The organism is Cobetia sp. PDI-12MA, from assembly GCF_059507695.1.
The window spans coordinates 644,862-664,006 of record NZ_CM183351.1 but is presented as its reverse complement, the minus strand read 5'-3'; the positions used below and the strand labels follow the sequence as shown (position 1 = coordinate 664,006).

Here is a 19,145-nt window from a genome sequence, read left to right as displayed (position 1 = left end):
ACCAGAATTGAGCGGGGCACGACCCGGTACCGCGTCGTCATGCCCCATGTTCAGTGTACGCTGTCTCGGCGATTCCAGACGCCCGAGTCAGCATTTGTCGGGCGACCACAGTGAATGCTTAAACAGCAATTCCTGTCTGCAGCTTGGGCCATCCCGCCTCGGCACGCCTCCACGTACCGGTCACGCAAGACTCTGATGCCGCGCACAACGCCCTGGCGCTGCCCCAGACAAGGCCGAGCTTCAGCCAAGGCAGAACTTCAGCCAAGTCAAAGCTCAGCCAGAACAAAGCCCAGCCCCAGGACATCAGCGGCGCGCCATCAGCTCCTGCCAGCGCTTCTCGAGGCGCTTGGCAGAGACGGTCTCCAGGGTGCCGAGCTGCTGGGCAAACAGCGAGACGCGCAGTTCCTGCAGCCACCAGCCGAACTCTTCCAGCTCCGCATCCGGCAGTCCCTGCTCACGCGCCTTGCTCAGGCGGGCATCAAGGCGGGATTCGAAGCCCTTGACCTCTTCCATGTCACGCTGGTCACGCATGCGCTCACGCGGCGCCTTGTCGAGACGGATCAACATCGCCTCCACATAACGCGGCAGCTGATGCAGCCATTCACCGGAGGCCTGGATGAAGCCCGGCGTGATCAGGCGCGCCTGCTGGGCCTTGAGATCAGCCACCACCAGCGCCACCGAGAAGTCGATCTTGCCCTTGAGACGCTTGGAAAGCTCCAGATGCTGCTTGAGCGCGGCTTCCAATGGCTTGAGCAGCGCCTCGGCGTGCGGCACCAGCTCGGCCCGCTTGTCATCGAGACGCGCCTGCAGCTCGCTGCGCGAACGCGGCAGCGGCTCGACGGCCATCACCTGCTCGAAGACGCTGTAGATGAAGTCATCCGCCAGCTGGCGACGCGTGCCGATCTTGGCGAACAGCAGCGCACAGCGCTCCAGCGCCTTGAGGTCACGGTCCAGATAGCGCACCTGGTCCGGCAGGCGTGCCATCGCCAGACGCGTGATGCCATCACGGTGCGCGGCGGCGGCCTTGGCCGGATGATCGAACAGCTCCACGCTCAGATTCTGCTCGACCTGAGCCGTCGCGCTGGCAGGCGCATGGCTGGATGGCGCGCTGTTCTTGCCGGTCTTGCGCGCCAGCTTGCGCTGCTTGGCACTCATGCCGCCGTCGGCAGGCGCCGCCGCCTTCACCACCAGCGCCGGATAAGCCTCGACGCGAATGCCCGCCTGGGTGGTGCTGTGCGAGGTGGCGATCGGCGTCTCCGGCAGATCCTCCAGCACTTCGCTGTCGGCTGCACGGCTGCGGTTGGCCATCGCCCGCGCCGCGGCCGCGGCCGAGTCCTTGAAGCGAGCTTCCAGCGCTTCGAGATCTCGCCCTTCACCCAGCACCTTGCCGTCCTGATCGACGATGCGCAGGTTCATCTTCAGGTGCGGTTCCAGCGTTTCGGGCGCCCAGGCATCCTGCGGCAGACGCAGACCAGTCTTGACGCGCATGAACTCGGCTAGCGCATCGGCCAGAGGCACGTCGTCCGGGGTCAGCGCCTCAAGTGCGGCATCGACCCAGTTGGGAATCGGCACCACCTGCTTGCGGTACTGCTTGGGCAGCGACTTCATCAGCGCGATGGCCTTGTCACGCAGAAGCCCCGGCACCAGCCATTCGATGCGATAGCGCGGCAGCTGCGAGAGCATCGCCGCCGGCACGATCATCGTCACGCCGTCATCCACCGCGCCGGGCGCGAAGTGATAGCTCAGCGGGTAGGCGACGCTGTTGTGGTGCAGCTGTTCGGGGTAGCGCGCGACGGTGACTTCCTCGGCGTCGCGCGCCATCAGGTCGTCGAGATTCAGATGCAGGACATCGGGATTGTCGCGCTCGGCCTCCTTGCGCCACTTGTCGAAGCTGCGCCCGTTGTAGATGCCTTCCGGAATCCGCTCGGCATAGAAGGCGAACAGCGTCTCTTCGTCGACGAGGATGTCCCGCTTGCGCGCGCGGTCCTCAAGCTCACCAACCTCATCCATCAGGCCGCGATTGTGGGCGAAGAACGGCGCACGGGTCTGGAATTCGCCCTCGACCAGCGCACGGCGAATGAACAGCTCGCGGGACTCCTGTGGCGCCAGCGGGCCGTAATGCACCTTGCGCGCGGTGACGATGGGCAGCCCGAACAGGGTCACCTGCTCACTGGCGACCACCTGGGCGCGCTTCATCTCCCAGTGCGGCTCGCTGTAGCTGCGCTTGACCAGATGCTCGGCCAGCGGCTCGACCCACTCGGGCTTGATCGCCGCGACCTGACGCGCGTAGAGCTTGGTGGTCTCGACCATCTCGGCCGCCATCACCCACTTGGGCGACTTCTTGGCCACACCGGAGCCCGGGTGAACGAAGAAGCGTCGATTGCGCGCGCCGAGATACTCGCGATTTTCCTGCTTGAGGCCGAGATTGGAGAGCAGCCCGGTCAACAGCGCGCGATGCAGTGATTCGTGATCAATGGCCACCGACGGGCGGCGGCCCTGTCCCGGTGAGGCCAGCACCCGCGCGGTGACCTCGGCCTGCGCCTCGGCGTCGCGCTCATGCTGGGCGCTGGTCATCTCCAGCCCCAGGTCACGCGTCAGCTGCTTGAGCTGGCGGAAGGTGTCATGCCACTCGCGCAGGCGCAGATAGTTGAGGAAGCGCGCCTTGCACCAGCGGCGCAGCGGGTTGGCACCCAAGGCGTCACGCGCCAGCTCGAAGCCTTCCCACAGATTCAGCCAGCTGACGAAGTCGGAGTTGTCGTCATCCCACTCATGGTGGATCTGATCGGCCTGCTGGCGCTTGTCGGCGGGACGCTCGCGCGGGTCCTGGATCGACAGCGCGCTGACGATGATCAGCACTTCTCGCAGGCAGCCGCGCGAGGCGCCCTCAAGCACCATGCGCGCCAGACGCGGGTCGATGGGCAGACGCGCCAGGGTGCGGCCATCACGGCTCAGACGGTTGTGTTCATCCACCGCGCCCAGTTCGCGCAGCAGGCGGAAGCCATCGGTGACGAAGCGCGAATCCGGCGCATCGACGAAGGGGAACTTCTCGATGTCACCCAGCTTGAGCGACAGCATCGACAGGATCACCGAGGCCAGGTTGGTGCGCTGGATTTCCGGCTCGGTGTATTCCGGACGCGCGAGGAAGTCCTCCTCGCTGTAGAGGCGGATGCACAGGCCTTCGGCGATACGCCCGCAGCGGCCCTTGCGCTGGTTGGCGCTGGCCTGGCTGATCGGCTCCACAGGCAGACGCTGGATCTTGGAGCGATAGCTGTAGCGGCTGATGCGCACCAGGCCCGGATCGATCACGTAGCGGATGCCCGGCACGGTCAGCGAAGTCTCGGCGACATTGGTGGCCAGCACGATGCGGCGACCACGATGCGGCTGGAAGACGCGGTTCTGCTCTTCGTTGGAGAGTCGCGCGTACAGCGGCAGCACCTCGGTATCACGCAGCTGGGCGCGACGCAGGGTGTCAGCGGTGGCACGGATCTCGCGCTCGCCGGGCAGGAAGATCAGCACGTCACGCGGGCCCCGCATCCAGCCCTTCTCGCGCTCGATCACCGACAGCTCTTCCACCGCGCGCAGGATACCTTCCTGCAGGCTGAGGTCTTCCTCATCCTCGGCATCGCGCACCAGCGGCAGGTACCGGGTCTCGACCGGGAAGTTGCGCCCACTGACCGAGACGATGGGCGCCGGCGTGCCATCCTGGGCCGCGAAGTGCTGACTGAAGCGCTCCACGTCGATGGTCGCCGAGGTGATGATGATCTTGAGGTCCGGACGGCGCGCGGTGAGACGCTTGAGGTAACCGAGCAGGAAGTCGATGTTCAGACTGCGCTCGTGGGCCTCATCGATGATGATCGCCTCGTAGCGGCTCAGGTCCGGATCATGCTGGGTTTCCGCCAGGAGGATGCCGTCGGTCATCAGCTTGATCAGCGTCGACGGGCCGGTGGTGTCGTTGAAGCGCACCTGATAGCCGACCGTCTCGCCGAGTGTCGTCTCGAGCTCCTCGGCCAGACGCACCGCCACCGAGCGTGCTGCCAGACGACGTGGCTGGGTGTGGCCGATCAGGCCGTTGCGCCCCAGCCCCATCTCCAGACACAGCTTGGGCAGCTGGGTGGTCTTGCCCGAGCCGGTCTCACCGGCGACCACCACGATCTGATGCTCGGCAAGCGCGGCGAGGATATCTTCGCGACGCTCCACCACCGGCAGCTCCGGCGGATAGTTGAGCGCGGCGGGTGTCTGCCAGCGTGCCAGTGCCGTCTCGCGAGCGGCGCGCTGGGCGATGCTCGCCTCCAGGCGGCTCTCGATATCGTTGATGGCACGATCGACCGGCTTGCCATCCTTGAGACGCCGCCGCAGGCCAGCCAGGCGCTTGCCCAGCTCGCGCTGATCACGGCTCAGGGCGCGTTCAAGGCGAGCCGCGAGGGCTTCAAGACGCGCATGTTCGGACGGTGCGGTAGCGGTGTCGCTCAAGGACTGCCTCTTCTCAACCAGCGACCACACGCCACGCGCGCAGCCGGAAACTCTCGGGAATTCAGCCTCACGCTCGCCTGCACGAGACAGCAAGCCATGACGCCTGAATGACAAAACGGCCCGTCAACAAGTGACGGGCCGTCCATTGTAGCCCTGCGCGTAGCCGCGCCCAACCTTGGCGGCGCTTGTCCCCTGCCACGCCGCCGATTCAGCGCTGCCCTCAGTGCTCGCGTAGCGGTGTATTGCCACCGCTCTCTTCGCTGTCGCGCAGCTCACGGCGCAGCACCTTGCCGACGTTGGTCTTGGGCAGTTCATCGCGGAATTCGACGAAACGCGGCACCTTGTAACCGGTCAGCTGCTCCTTGCACCAGCTGCGCAGGGTGTCGCGATCGAGATCCGGGTTGCTTGCGACCACGAACAGCTTGATCGCCTCGCCGCTCTGCTCGTCCGGCACGCCCACTGCCGCCGCCTCGACGATATCCGGATGGCCGCTGACCACATCCTCGATCTCGTTGGGGAACACATTGAAGCCGGAGACGATGATCATGTCCTTCTTGCGATCGACGATGCGCACGAAGTCATCTTGCTGGATGACCGCGATATCGCCGGTGCGGATGAAGCCCTCGTCATCCATCGCCTCACGCGTGGCGTCGTCACGCTGCCAGTAGCCCTTCATCACCTGGGGGCCGCGCACGCACAGCTCGCCCGGCGCATCGCGCCCCAGCGTCACGCCATCGGCGTCCACCACCTTGAGCTCGGTGCCCGGCACCGGCTTGCCGATGGTACCCAGCTGCAGCTCACGAGGCGGATTGAAGCTGACGATGGGCGAGGTCTCGGTCATGCCGTAGCCCTCGGCGATCGGGCAGCCGGTGACGGCTTCCCAGCGCTCGGCCGCGCTGCGCGTCAGCGCCATCCCGCCGGAGATGGTCAGCTTGAGACTCGAGAAGTCCAGCGTCTTGAAGTCATCACGCTGGCACAGCGCCGAGAACAGCGTGTTGAGGCCGACGAAGGCGGTGAACGGTGTCCTGGCCAGCGTCTTGATGAAGCCATCGATATCGCGCGGGTTGGTGATAAGCACGCTGTGGTTGCCGCTCTCCATGCTGTAGAGACAATTCACCGTGAAGGTATAGATGTGATAGACCGGCAGCGGTGCGATCAGCACCTCCTGGCCTTCATTGAGCACATCACTGATCACGCCACGTGCCTGCAGCATGTTGGCGACCAGATTGCGGTGGGTCAGCATGGTGCCCTTGGCGACGCCGGTGGTACCGCCGGTGTACTGCAGAGCGGCGATGTCCTCGGGCTGGCGCGTGACACGCGTGTGCGAGAGGCCCGCCCCGCGCTTGAGCACGTCACGCAGGCCGTGTGCGTCGGGCAGGTGGTACTTCGGCACCATCTTCTTGACGTAGCGCACCGCCAGATTGATCAGCGGACGCTTGGGGAAGTCATGCAGATCACCGATCTCGGTGATGATGACCTCCTCGATGGACGTGCGCTTGAGCACCTTCTCGAGCTTGTCCGCCATGTTGGCCAGAATCACGATGGCGCGGGCGCCGGAGTCATGGAACTGGTGCTGCATCTCGCGCTCGGTGTAGAGCGGGTTGGTGTTGACCACCACCAGGCCGGCGCGCAACGCGCCGAATACCGCCACCGGGAACTGCAGCAGGTTCGGCAGCTGGATGGCGATGCGGTCACCGGGCTCAAGGCCGGTCTCGTGTTCCAGCCAGGCGGCGAAATTGCGCGACAGGCGGTCCACATCGGCGTAGCTGAGCGTCTTGCCCATGCAGCTGAAGGCCGGACGGTTGGCATAGTTGGCGCAGCTGGCCTCGAAGACCTCGAGAATCGAGGGGTAATCCTCGAGACCGGACAACGGCTCACCACTGAGGATCAGGTTGGCGTTCCCGGTCACGGGGCCAGCGGGATCAGACGCCTTGTCGGCTTCCGGGTCTGCCGAGGCGTTGGCAGGATTGGCATCATGCATGGCTTGGGCTCCATGACTGCATTCGTCTGCTGGATCGTGGCCGGGCGCGAAGTCTTTCACTGGCAGCCACAGGCGAGAATTCAGCACTTGTTGTTATCAGGGCGTCACGCCCACATGTGAACAATGACATGAATGACGGCGTGATGGGGAAAAGGACGGCACGACAATACGCGCGCAGGTGTCGACAACGCACCGGCAACACCTTGGCAACATCTCGGCAAAAACCTCCAGGGCCGCCGCGCTTCACCTTAACCAGTCAGGCCAATGATGTAAAACGACCGATTGAAACCATCGTTCACATCCGAAAAAAACTCGGAAAATCAGACCACTACTCTTGTACGACCTTGGTCAGATGCTGAGCGCGACTGCCAACCTTGCCATGTCGTTATGCGCTTCAGGCCTTTGAGTCGCGCTCGGCTAGCCCTTAACCTTATGCTCATACAGTCGCGACGGCCGCTGCTGAGCATCATCACTTCACTCAAGCAGCGGGCCTGCTCGCTGTCTAGCCGCCAGATACCCAGAGGACCTCGCATGGCCAGGATCTATCAGGACAACTCGCAAGCCATCGGCAATACGCCGCTGGTCAAGATCAACCGCCTCAGCAGCCATCCACGCCTGTACGCCAAGGTGGAAGCCCGCAACCCGGCGTTCTCGGTCAAGTGCCGTATCGGTGCCAGCATGGTGTGGGACGCCGAGGAACGCGGCGCGCTCAAGCCGGGCATGGAAATCATCGAGCCGACCTCCGGCAACACCGGTATCGCGCTGGCCTTCGTCGGCGCGGCACGTGGCTACCCCGTCACCCTGACCATGCCCTCCTCCATGAGCATGGAGCGCCGCAAGGTGCTGAAGTCCCTCGGCGCCAATCTGGTGCTGACCGACCCGGCCAAGGGCATGCAGGGCGCCATCGACAAGGCCTGCGAGCTGCAGAAGGCCGAGCCGGAACGCTACTTCCTGCCGCAGCAGTTCTCCAACCCGGCCAACCCGCGCATCCACGAAGAGACCACCGGCCCGGAGCTGTGGGACGCGCTGGATGGCGAAATGGATGTGCTGGTCGCGGGCGTCGGTACCGGCGGCACCATCAGCGGCATCGCCCGCTACTTCAAGACGGTGCGCGGCCAGTCACTCGAAGCCGTGGCGGTGGAACCGGCGGAGTCCGCCATCATCACCCAGCGCATGCAGGGCGAGTCGATCACGCCGGCCCCGCACAAGATCCAGGGCATCGGTGCCAACTTCATTCCCGACAACCTGGACCTGGCGCTGATCGACCGCGTCGAGCCCGTCGCCAGTGAAGACGCCATGACCATGGCGCGTCGCATCATGCAGGAAGAAGGCATCATGTGCGGCATCTCCTGCGGCGCGGCGATGACCGCGGCGCTGCGTCTGGCAGAAGACCCGGCCTACGCCGACAAGTCCATCGTCGTCATCCTGCCGGACAGCGGCGAGCGCTACCTGTCCTCACCGATGTTCGCCGGCATGTTCGACGACGTCGAAGGCTGAGCCTCACGCATTGACCAGGCAAAAGCCGCAAACACGAAGGGCCGCAATCGCGGCCCTTCGTGTATCTGGCGTTCAAGCTCTTTCTCGGTCGCTCAGTGTCAGCAACTCAGATCACCAAACGTCAGCAGCTCAAGTCAGACGCCAGCCAGTCGGGCTTGCGACGCGCGGTCGCGGTGCGATCGACTGCCCCGCTCTCGGCCTGCTCCTGCCCTGGCTCTTCCTGGCTCAGCGGCAACTCACCGCCAAGACTGGCGACCAGCTCGCCTTCGCGGAACACCACCAGTTGCCCCGGCAGCAGGCGCTGCCATTGCTCGTTGTCGGTCAGCGGATCGGTGGCGATCACCGAGACAACATCGGCATCGGTGGTGTGCTGCTGGAAGTCGACGCTCATCTCGAAGTCGGTGAGACTCGCCTGCCCGAAGGGCGCTCGGCGCGTGATGTGCGCCAGCCTGGTGGAGCAGTAGGCGTAGAGATGCACGCCGTCGGAGAGCAGCAGATTGAAGACGCCAAGCCCGCGCAGACGCTCGCACTGGGCGTGCAGATGCCGCCACAGGTCTTCGCACCGCGCCGGCGGATTCGGGAAGGCGCGCCGGATCTCGCCGAGCAGGAAGCAGGCAGCGTGCTCGCTGTCCGTGCTGCCCACCGGGCGATAGTACGGCAGGGGCAGCGCCTGCCAGTCCGCCAGCTGACCATTGTGGGCATAGCACCACTGTCGGCCCCACAGCTCGCGCGTGAACGGGTGGGTATTGGCCAGCGTCACCTGGCCGACATTGGCCTGGCGGATATGGCTGATGACCATCTGCGACTTGATCGGATAGTCGAGAATCATGCGCGCAATGGGCGAATCCACCGACGGATGCGGGTCACGGAATTCGCGATAACCGCCCTCTTCGTAGAAGGCGATTCCCCAACCATCGCGGTGCGGACCAGTACCACCACCTCGCTGCAGAAAACCGGCGAAGCTGAAGCAGATATCGGTCGGCACATTGGCACTCATGCCGAGCAGTTCACACATGGGGTTCCTCCCGCTGAGTCGGCTTGCGCGTCATGCGACGCACCAACATGATCACCACCAGCAGGCCGATCACACCGGCAACGGCGTAAGCGATCATGCGGCTTTGCGGTGATTCTGCCTCACGCTGGGCAAAGTCCGAAGCTCCTTCGAACCACTGACTGATCAACGCAGGCACCTTGTCGATGGGCAGGCGGCCCTTCATCAGCAGATCATTGAGGTCTTCCTGCTCCTCTACCGCCTGGTCCAGGCCCTGAATCTCACCGAAGGACTCACCCTCGATGGGCGAGCGGTCCAGATTGGCGGCACGCCGCGCCGCATTCTCGTTGAGGGTATAGGGCGCCAGATCGATCACTCGCGAACTCCCGCCCAGCACGATGCGCGCACTGATCTGCACATCGGCACTGACGTCACGTTCCAGCTGCGGCAGTTCGATACGCCAGCGACTCTCGCCCGCTTCCGCCACACTCAACAGCTCACCCTGCAGCGTCGCGTCCAGCTGGGTATTGGCGGTGTTGAGCAGCGGATGACGCGCGCTGACCTCCAGCGCGCTCGGCGGCGTCAAGTTCTGCGCATTGCCACCGATCGGCTCGACCAGCAGCGGGTCTACCACGCTGGTGCGCTGGCTCAACTGACGCGCAAAGGGCGCGCCATCGCGCTGACCCTCGATGGTCAGCGTCAGGCGAGCACCACCCGGTTGCTGCGGCGGCGGCATGTTGACGCTGAACTGCGCGCCGTCACGCTCAAGACCGCGCTGCTGGGCGGTGGTCACGACTGCCGTTTCTGCTGACATGCCACCCTCGTCTTCCGGCACCAGACGCGCATTTCCGTCCAGCGTCGCCAGGAAGTCCTGCTCGTCGACATCACGTGCGCCGTCGACCAGCGAGGCTGAAAGGGAATAACCAAAGCCGCGGTACAGTGTGGCCGGCAGCGGGCGCGATACCAGAGCCAGGTCTGATACCACGGTGATGCGGCTATCGACACCCACCTGCCCTTCGATACGCCACTGCCCGGCCTCGGGGTCGGTCACGGTGATCAGGTCATAGCGCGGCTGGTGTTCCCAGCGCACGCCCTCGGGCAGCGACGCCTTGTCGGCCAGCGAATAGCGCTGACCATCCGGCGCGATCAACACCGGCGCGCTGTCATCGGGGCCATGGAAAACCAGCGCCGTGAACTCCTCGACGCTGCCATCGATGGTGAAGCGCTTGTCCTCGAGCGGCACCAGCTCGCCGGGCACGATACGGTCTAGCGCCCCGAGGAAGGCACGCAGCAGGTCTTCCGGGGTCTCGGCAACCGTCGCCAACCCGCCGGTGCCATCGGCGACCTGCTGCAGCAGATCGATATCGGCATTGCGCGACAGCGCGACGGTGTGCACCGTGATGTTGTGCGCCGCCAGCTGTGGCGTCAGCTCATCGGTGATGCGCTGACGCGAGGCGCTGTCCGAGGCGGCCTTCTCGCTGCTCGGCTCACGCAGGTCGACCATGCCATCGGAGAGCAGAATGACCTGACGCGGCCCCTGGCCATCGATGCTCGCATCGGCGCCTTCGGCGGCAGCTCGCAGCCCCGCCTCGAGGTCAGTGTACTGCTCGTAATCGTCCAGCCGCCCTTCCAGCCCGCGGGCCGCCTGTTTCCAGCCCGCATCGACCGCGCCCAGCGCCAGCAGTGGCTGTACCTGCTCACCGAAGCCCCACAGCCCTGCACGCGAGCGCTCCGGCAGCAAGGTGACCAGCAGGTCCAGCGCACTGGCGCGCAGATTGGTCGGGTCGTTGTGCTTCATGCTGCCGGAGACATCGATCGCCATGCGCAGGTCAGGCGCAATGTCGCGCGCCGAGCCATTGCCTGCGTTCGCGTCACTCGCGACATCCCGGGCCACGAACGGCATCTGCTCAGCCTGTTCGCTGGCCGACTCATCTACCAGCCCACTTACCGACTCACTCATCGCCTCGCTGGCCGAGGCGTTTTCCGCCGGCGATGCCTGCTCGGCGAAGGCCGAGGGCGACGCGAGGCTGATGCCCGCCAGCATCAGGGCAGCCAGCCAGCGCGCCCCCGCAACCTTTGCGACAGGGCCGAATGAAGAGCCGGATACATGCCCTGGTGAACGGACTGGCTCAAGAAACGAAGTGACAGCTACATCACGGGGCATGACAGATCCTTAGTCCACGCTCGGACAATGCACGGCTGGCGCTGATCGAACGACGCTCGATCAGAGCGACGGTTCCTGACGGTCGCGGCCTGCGCGGGTACGCGCCGCCGCACGGGCCGGGGTGCCACGTTTCTCGCTACGCAAGCTGGCGCCAGCGGCGTTGCCCTCGCGCACTTCCTCATCCTCCTGCCCGTGGGCATGAGGCTGGTGGCGCTGCTGGGCGGCACGGCGACGTTGTTCACGCCCGCGTCCCAGCCACCAGATCACCAGCCCCAGCACCACACCGGCCCCGATACCCAGTACCAGCATGCCGAAAGCCGAGGCCATGCCACCACCATCCTTCTGTATCACGCTGACGGCAAAGGCCACGATGGCTGGCGCAAGGCCGGTGTAGGCATCTTCCGCGACGCTGGCCGTGACGTGAAAACTGGTCGGCACGGCGATCATGCCGGCGATGCCGCCGACCAGGATCCAGCGCAGAAAACGCGGCAGCATTCGCACCGCCATATAGCCGGTAAACAGCACTACCGCCGCCAGGCCAAAATAGATCAGCCACATCTGCGGCAGCGAATCGGAAATCATCATGCCCTTCACTCCTGTCATAACATCCTGTCGAGACTGACATTCTGAGGGGTGCCTGTCCTGTGCAGAAGCACCCGACACCTCAGTTCAGCCATCGAGTCATCCCATCATCGGGGCCACACGTTGCGTGGCACCAGAGGCTGCGCATTCATCTCTCACGGCGGCGATGCCTCCCATGAGGCAAGGGCTTGCGCACGCTGTGGGACAGGCTCAATGTTACACTCCATGCCCGCCCGACACACTCGAGCACCCCACTTTCACGAGGTAGCCATGCCCGATAGCCCCGTCCAGCGCCATTATCGTGCCGATGACCCCGAATGGCACTGGCTTGAAGAACGCGACACGCCAGAGGTCACCACCTTTCTCACGGCGGTCAACGCCGAGAGTGATCGCTGGTTCGCCTCGCTCGCGCCGCTGAGCGACGCCCTCTATCACGGCCATCTTGCGCGCCGCGAACTGGCCGTCTCAAGCCTGGCCGAGGCACTGGATCACTACGTCTATTGGAGCGAGACCGCCGCCGACGCCGACTATCCGGTCTGGTGGCGCCATGCGATCGGCGCCGACCCCGCCGATACCCGCCAGCACGAATGCCTGCTGGACCTGCAGAGCCTGTCGCGCCATCACGACTTCGTCGAACTGGGCGAGATGGCCATCTCCCCGGATGAACAGCAACTGGCATGGACTCTGGACACCAGCGGCGATGAGGTGTTCAGCCTGCGTCTTGCAACACTGAACGCGACGAATGGCGACTCACGCAACGCCGGCCACGATGACGAGTGTCTGCTGGAGGATATCGGGCCGGATCTGGTGTGGGCCGAGGACGGCCAGCACCTGCTGTTCACGCGCTATGACAGCACCCAGCGCCCCTTCGAGATCTGGTGCCTGAATGTGGCGAGCCGCGCCGAGACGCTGCTCTATCGTGAGGAAGACAGCGAATTCTGGGTCGGCATGGGCAAGACCCGCTCACGCGCCTGGCTGATTCTGGAGACCGCCTCCAAGGACACCAGCGAGACATGGTTGCTCAAGGCCGACACCCCGCTGGGCGAGATGCGTCTGGTGCGCGCCCGCGAGACCGGTGTCGAGTATGGCGTCGATCACCGTCCCGGCCACTTCTATGTGCTGCACAACAGGCAAGCACCGCACTTCCAGCTCGATATCGCCTCCGAGCATGCGCCCGACGACTGGCAGCCACTGATCGCCACCCGCGATGAAGTGACGCTGGAAGGCGTCGAGGCCTTCAGCTGGGGGCTGATGGTCGATGAACGCGATCACCGTCAGGCCCAGGCCTGGCTACGCGTGATCGAATTCGAAGACACGGCGCCTGCGCACACGATATGCCGCGACGAACGCCTGGCGATGCCGGAGCAACCGCTGAGCCAGGGGCTGGGCGACTGCCCGCATTTCGACGCTCGCCGCCTGCGTATCCGTGAGGAAAGCTTCACCACGCCGCCGAGCTGGATCGAGCTGGACCTCGACACAGGCGAGCGTCGCCTGCTCAAGCGCCAGACCGTGCATGGTGACCTCACGCCCGAGCAGCTGATCAGCCGCCGCCTGTGGGCGACCTCCGACGATGGCGAGCAGGTGCCGGTCTCGGTGGTCATGCGGCGCGATCTGTGTGATGACGCAGGCCGCCCCCACGCCCCGCCGCCGGTATTGCTCTACGGCTATGGCGCCTACGGCGAGACGCTGGACCCCTGGTTCTCGATCGCCCGCCTGGAACTGCTGACGCGTGGCGTTGCCTTCGCGGTCGCCCACGTGCGTGGCGGCGGGGACCGTGGCGAGCCCTGGTATCTGGCCGGCAAGCTGGAGCACAAGGAAAACAGCTTCAACGACTTCCTCGCCGCGCGTGATGCGCTGGTCGAGCACGGCGTCGGGGCCGCGGATCGCATCGCCGCCTACGGTGCCAGCGCCGGTGGTCTGCTGGTCGGCGCCAGCCTCAACAAGCGTCCCGAGGCCTTCTGCGCCGCGGTGCTCGATGTGCCCTTCGTCGATGTGCTGCGCACCATGGAAAATCCGGAACTGCCGCTGACCACCGCGGAGTACACCGAGTGGGGCAACCCGCACGAAAACGAGGCGCGGCGGCGCATCCGCGCCTATTCCCCGCTGGACAACCTGAGCGCCGCGCCCTATCCGCCGCTGTTCCTTCAGGGCAGCTGGCATGACACCCGCGTGCCCTACTGGGAGCCGGCCAAGCTCTATGCCCGGCTGCGCCAGATGGACTGCACACCGCATCCGGTCCTGTTGCGCACCGACATGAGCGCCGGACATGGCGGCGCCTCGGGTCGCTTCAAGGCGTGGCGTGACAATGCGCGTCAGGATGCCTTCCTGCTGTGGGCGCTGGGCGTGTGCGAGAAAGCCGACGCTGATGAGGCCATGCGCGACAACGACTGAGGTGTGTGCCTGCGTATCTCTTGCACGGCGCCCTGATTGTCAGATAGTCCCTGACAGCCGCATACGACAAGGCCCCCGCCGGTTACCCGGCGGGGGCCTTGATGTTTTCGTCAGCTCAAGGAAGCACTACTGACCTGACGAGGGTATGGCATGACTGACTCAGCGCGGATCGAGCTTGGCCAGCTTGGTGGCGATACGATCACCATAATCGGCATCCGCCTGACGGAAGTGCGCGATCATCTTGTCCTGGACCACGTGGCTGACGCCTACCATGGTGCCGGCGATGACGTCGGTGATGCGCGTCTTCTGGCCTTCATCGAACAGACGATAGAGGTTGCCGGCCTGGCTGTAGTTATCCTCATCGCTGTTGTCGTGATAGCCCATCCAGGCATTCTGCTCCAGCGGCATCGCCGGCTCGGCGACGGTAGCGTCCGGCACCGGGGCACCCTGATCGGCACGCTCGTTGGGATAGAAGTTGGTGCGTGAGTACTGGCCACCTTCCTTCGTTTCTCCCGGCACGCCCTGACCGACCTGGCCGCCCAGCGGGCCGCCACCGTGACCGGTGACCGGGCACATGCCCGCCATCACGCCATCACGCTGGTAGTGGTTGACCGGGCAGACCGGACGGTTGACCGGCAGCTGCTCGGCGTTGGCACCGACACGGTAGCGGTGTGCATCGGCGTAGGCCCACAGACGTGCCTGCAGCACGCGGTCCGGCGAGGCGCCGATACCCGGCACGAAGTTGGACGGCGAGAAGACGGACTGCTCGACTTCCGCGAAGTAGTTCTCCGGATTGCGGTTGAGCTCCATCTTGCCGACTTCCATCAGCGGGAAGTCACCGTGCGGCCACACCTTGGTGAGGTCGAACGGGTTGATGTGGTAGTCACGCGCCTGCTGCTCAGTCATCACCTGCAGGTTGACGGTCCAGCTCGGACGTTCACCACGCTCGAGACGAGTGAACAGGTCGTGCTGGTGGAAGTCCGGGGCGACCTGCGCCGCCTGGTCATCGGTCAGTGTCTCGTGGCCCTGATCGGTCTTGAAGTGCCACTTGACCCAGACACGCTCGCCCTTGTCGTTCCACAGGCTCAGGGTGTGCGAGCTGTAGCCGTTCATGGTGGTCAGCGACTTCGGGATACCGCGGTCGGACATCAGGATGGTGACCTGATGCAGTGCCTGCGGATGGTTGGCCCAGAATTCCCAACGGTTCTGCCAATCGACCATGTTGGTACGCGGGTCTTTCTTCTGGGTGTGGATGAAGTCAGGGAACTTGGACGGCTCGCGGATGAAGAACACCGGCGTGTTGTTGCCGACCATGTCCCAGTTGCCATCCTCGGTGTAGAACTTCAGCGAGAAGCCGCGCACGTCGCGAGTGTTGTCGCCGCTGTCCTGGCCACCGGCCACGGTGGAGAAACGCGCCAGCAACGGGGTCTGCTTGCCGACACCCTGCAGGAAGCGGGCGATGGTCAGATCAGACAGGTCACGGGTCAGGGTGAAGGTGCCGTAAGCGGCGACGCCACGGGCGTGGACGACACGCTCCGGAATGCGCTCACGGTTGAAGTGCGCCAGCTTCTCGAACAGACGCCAGTTGTCGAAGGTCAGTGAACCATTCGGGCCCGCTGTCTGGCTGATGTCATCGTGAGGCACCGGGGCGCCGTTACCTGTGGTATAGCGTGGAGTCTGGGACATGTAGACGTTCTCCTGTCAGGTAGAAAAAAGCGCTATCAAACTCGACTGGCAAGGCCAGATACTGCTGATGTCACATTTTCATGCGCTGCTTGATGTGAAGGCCTGCAGCCCATTGTCGAATCGGGTCGGGGCCGATGCCTGCCCGGCATGTGCTGGCTAGTGGCCCCTTGATGCCTGCTTACCTTACGCATCTGGTGCTTCTAGTGATAATCAATTACCAGCATGCCTTCGATAATCAGCCCCTATCACTGAGCCTATCAGCCACTCTCAGCGACGAGAACCACAGGATGGCCCTCGATCCGGTGGTATCACCAACCCTGTTTACACCTTTCTTCGTCCCCCCATTTTCACGTCCACAAATGACCGCCTCATGACCAAGAAAAAGCCCCCCGACCTTCGCAGGTCAGGGGGCTTCGTGAGTCGCATCATACCTTTTTAGGGTGCTAATGCCTCATGCCGGCATCTGATTGGCACGCGCATCACGCGACCACACACGGTGAGCCATCAGGGCATCACGCAGCGGCAGGCTGGCGGCGAGTACATCATCCACCAGGATGACGCCCTCCTCGACCGGCACACGCGCGGCGGCCAGCAGCTCCTTGCCTTCGCAGATCGCCACGATGGGCTTCAGGTGCTTGTAGGCTTCCTGAACATAATAGAGTCCAAGGCCCGAGCCGCTCAGTGCCTCGACGCTGTCCACGCCGCCAGCGACGACAACGGCATCCACCGTCACGGACGGCAGGCCATTGAGCATCGCATCCGGCGACAGCATGGTGCCATCTCCGGCCTTGATCGGCGCCATGCTCGGGGCGATCAACAGCCCTTCGGCACCCTCGGCGGCCAGCTGATCCTTGATCGAGCGAACATCTTCCATGGCGACGCCATCGGCAGCCAGGATCGCGACCTTGCGGGTGGCGATGGAATCCGGCAGACGCGCCATCAGGCTCAGCGCCGGATCGCTTTCGACCTGGCTGGTGCCCAGCTCACCGTCCGGCGCGGGCTTGCTGGTCGGTGTCTCGATGCCGTGATTCTCACCGACGCGACGTGCCAGCTCCAGATCGATATTGGGCAGGATCTCGGTGATCACCCGCTCACGGATCCACGGACGCTCGACCTTGGAGAGCTCGAAGGTGTAGGCCGCGATGATGTGTTCCTTCTCCACGTCAGTCTGGCTGTTCCAGAACAGGGTGGCCTGGGAATAGTGATCCCCGAAGGAGGCGCTGCGCGCACGTACCTTGTGCGCCTCGACGCGCTCATGATACGGCTCGAAACCACCATGGGCGTCCTGGGACGGCGGTGTCTCGGCCGGCCAGCCGCCATCGATGGAGTTCGGCTCGTAGGACGCCTGTCCTGTATTGATGGTCTGACGATGCTGGGCATCGCGCTGGTTGTTGTGGAACGGGCACACCGGCTGGTTGATGGGAATCTCGTGGAAGTTCGGCCCACCAAGACGCAGCATCTGGGTGTCCAGATAGGAGAACAGGCGCCCCTGCAGCAGCGGGTCATTGGAGAAGTCGATCCCCGGCACGATGTTGGCCGGATTGAAGGCGACCTGCTCGGTCTCGGCGAAGTAGTTGTCCGGATTGCGGTCCAGCACCATCTTGCCGATCGGCACCACCGGTACCAGCGATTCGGGGATCAGCTTGGTCGGATCGAGAATATCGAAGTCGAAGCTATGCTCGTCCTTCTCCTCGACCACCTGGATGCCCAGCTCCCACTCCAGAGGTGCACCGTTCTTGATGTCATCCCACATCATGCGACGGTTGAAGTCCGGGTCACGCCCCCACAGCTTCTGGGCTTCATCCCAGATCAGCGAGCAGGTACCGGCCACCGGCTTCCAGTGGAACTTGACGAAGCGCGACACACCTTCACGGTCGATCAGACGGAAGGTATGGACACCGAAGCCTTCCATGTTGCGGTAATGGCGCGGGAAGGCGCGGTCCGACATGGTCCACAGCACCATGTGCGTGCTTTCGGGCATCAGCGACACGAAGTCCCAGAAGGTGTCGTGGGCTGACTGGCCCTGGGGAATCTCGTTGTGCGGCTCCGGCTTCACGGCGTGAACGAAGTCGGGGAACTTCATCGCGTCCTGGATGAAGAAGACCGGCATGTCGTTGCCGACCAGGTCCCAGTTGCCGTCATCGGTGTAGAACTTGGTCGCGAAGCCACGCACGTCACGTACCGTGTCGTTGGAACCACGCGAGCCCTGCACGGTCGAGAAGCGCACGAACACCGGCGTCTTCTTGGACGGGTCACTGAACACGCCGGCCTTGGAATACCTGGCGGCATTGTCGTAAGCCTGAAAATACCCGTGCGCGGCCGCGCCACGCGCGTGAACGATACGCTCAGGAATACGTTCATTGTCGAAGTGGTTCATCTTCTCGCGGAAGATGAAGTCTTCCATCAGGGTCGGACCGCGCTCCCCCGCCTTCAGCGAATTGTGATTGTCCGCGATGCGCAACCCCTGGTTGGTGCGCAGGTCATGCCCTTCGGCGTCGGCGCGATAGGTCTCCAGCGCCTCGTCCTTGGCATGGCCGTCACCGGCATTGGGCCTGATGTCGTGCGGCCCGTTGCGGTTGGGGTGGGTATAGGGGTTCTCTCCCTCTGCCGAGCGATTCTGGCCCTCGTGATAGGGGCACTTCGCACTGTCGGCATTCGACTGGGAAGAAGGTGCTGAATCGTGCTCATTGCTCGCCATGCTCAAACGCTCCTGTTTTCGCTAGATCCGCAACGCGCCACCAATGTGGCGCTGAAGGATGATTCGGCCTTGCCGCCTCTTGCCGGCGTAATTCTTGTCCAGGTGCATCCTGTCCAGGTACTTCCTTCCAAGTACTTCCTGTCCAGGTACACGCCTCGACAAGGCGCCTCTCGGCGCCGTGACAGATCACCGGGCAGTCAGGAGCCCGGGTGACAAGAGGCGTTGCTGCGGCGGGTGGCTACATCGAATCCATCCAGACACCCACAAGGGACTTCACTTGCTGTTGACGATTGCACTTGCTGCTTGCACTTGCGACTTGCGCTTGCTGACAACCGCCTGACAGGGCTCGACTTCGCGCCGTCAGGCCTTGGACTTGACCTTCGAGACGATCCACAGTAACACCACCGCCCCCACGACCGAGACGACCAGCGAGCCGATGATGCCGGTGGAGGCCAGCCCCAGCAGCTTGAAGATGACGCTACCCAGCAGGCCGCCGACAACACCGACGACGATGTTGCCAAGAATGCCGAAGCTGCCGCCGCGCATGATGTTGCCTGCGATCCAGCCGGCCAGACCACCGATGATCAACCCAAGAATGATACCCATCTGCTGTCTCCTTCCTTGCTGATGTACGGGCGCTTGGCGCCGCTGTACAAGTCTTGGAGACGACGTCACGCAATTAAAA

10 protein-coding genes are annotated in these 19,145 nt (G+C 64.1%); 2 read left to right on the top strand and 8 right to left on the bottom strand.

The features are described from left to right. Positions 1 to 303: 303 nt before the first annotated feature. Both hrpA and AC5WNI_RS02825 read right to left on the bottom strand, forming a co-directional pair. The gene (gene hrpA, locus AC5WNI_RS02830) at positions 304 to 4,470 is read right to left on the bottom strand and encodes an ATP-dependent RNA helicase HrpA (protein WP_495928640.1); all 4,167 of its coding nucleotides are present in this window, start codon (positions 4,468 to 4,470) and stop codon (positions 304 to 306) included. A 220-nt stretch (positions 4,471 to 4,690) separates the two neighbouring features. Next, the gene (locus AC5WNI_RS02825; protein WP_439329791.1) at positions 4,691 to 6,451 is read right to left on the bottom strand and encodes an AMP-binding protein; all 1,761 of its coding nucleotides are present in this window, start codon (positions 6,449 to 6,451) and stop codon (positions 4,691 to 4,693) included. Between the two features lie 531 nt (positions 6,452 to 6,982). On the opposite strand from AC5WNI_RS02825, the gene cysK reads away from it, so the two are divergent. Continuing rightward, positions 6,983 to 7,948, top strand: a complete 966-nt coding sequence (gene cysK, locus AC5WNI_RS02820) for a cysteine synthase A (protein WP_495928638.1) — start codon at positions 6,983 to 6,985, stop codon at positions 7,946 to 7,948. A 121-nt stretch (positions 7,949 to 8,069) separates the two neighbouring features. Here cysK and AC5WNI_RS02815 read toward each other — a convergent pair whose 3' ends face one another. From AC5WNI_RS02815 to AC5WNI_RS02805, 3 genes are read right to left on the bottom strand one after another with little or no spacing between them, the layout of a single operon-like run. After that, a complete protein-coding gene (locus AC5WNI_RS02815; RefSeq protein ID WP_175090477.1) occupies positions 8,070 to 8,963 on the bottom strand; it encodes a class II glutamine amidotransferase in 894 nt (297 codons plus the stop codon). Continuing rightward, positions 8,956 to 11,103: a VWA domain-containing protein gene (locus tag AC5WNI_RS02810; RefSeq protein ID WP_495928637.1), complete on the bottom strand. Its 2,148-nt coding sequence runs from the start codon at positions 11,101 to 11,103 to the stop codon at positions 8,956 to 8,958. The genes AC5WNI_RS02815 and AC5WNI_RS02810 overlap by 8 nt, the downstream gene beginning before the upstream one ends. 60 nt (positions 11,104 to 11,163) lie before the next feature. Continuing rightward, on the bottom strand, positions 11,164 to 11,688 hold the full coding sequence (locus AC5WNI_RS02805; RefSeq protein WP_175090475.1) for a hypothetical protein: 525 nt from the start codon (positions 11,686 to 11,688) through the stop codon (positions 11,164 to 11,166). A 267-nt stretch (positions 11,689 to 11,955) separates the two neighbouring features. Here AC5WNI_RS02805 and AC5WNI_RS02800 point away from each other — a divergent pair, with 267 nt between their 5' ends. Continuing rightward, positions 11,956 to 14,076: a S9 family peptidase gene (locus AC5WNI_RS02800; protein ID WP_254627191.1), complete on the top strand. Its 2,121-nt coding sequence runs from the start codon at positions 11,956 to 11,958 to the stop codon at positions 14,074 to 14,076. Between the two features lie 159 nt (positions 14,077 to 14,235). Here the strand turns inward: AC5WNI_RS02800 and AC5WNI_RS02795 are convergent, their stop codons facing one another. The 3 genes from AC5WNI_RS02795 to AC5WNI_RS02785 all read right to left on the bottom strand — a co-directional run bounded on the left by AC5WNI_RS02795 (position 14,236) and on the right by AC5WNI_RS02785 (position 19,066). Next, positions 14,236 to 15,762 carry a catalase gene (locus tag AC5WNI_RS02795; RefSeq protein WP_175090473.1) on the bottom strand — a complete coding sequence of 509 codons (1,527 nt, stop codon included), beginning with the start codon at positions 15,760 to 15,762 and terminating at the stop codon, positions 14,236 to 14,238. Positions 15,763 to 16,213: 451 nt separating this feature from the next. Next, on the bottom strand, positions 16,214 to 18,460 hold the full coding sequence (gene katE, locus AC5WNI_RS02790; protein WP_175090472.1) for a catalase HPII: 2,247 nt from the start codon (positions 18,458 to 18,460) through the stop codon (positions 16,214 to 16,216). Positions 18,461 to 18,820: 360 nt separating this feature from the next. Next, positions 18,821 to 19,066, bottom strand: coding sequence for a GlsB/YeaQ/YmgE family stress response membrane protein (locus AC5WNI_RS02785; protein WP_043333988.1), 246 nt, complete (start codon positions 19,064 to 19,066; stop codon positions 18,821 to 18,823). Between the last annotated feature and the right edge of the window lie 79 nt (positions 19,067 to 19,145).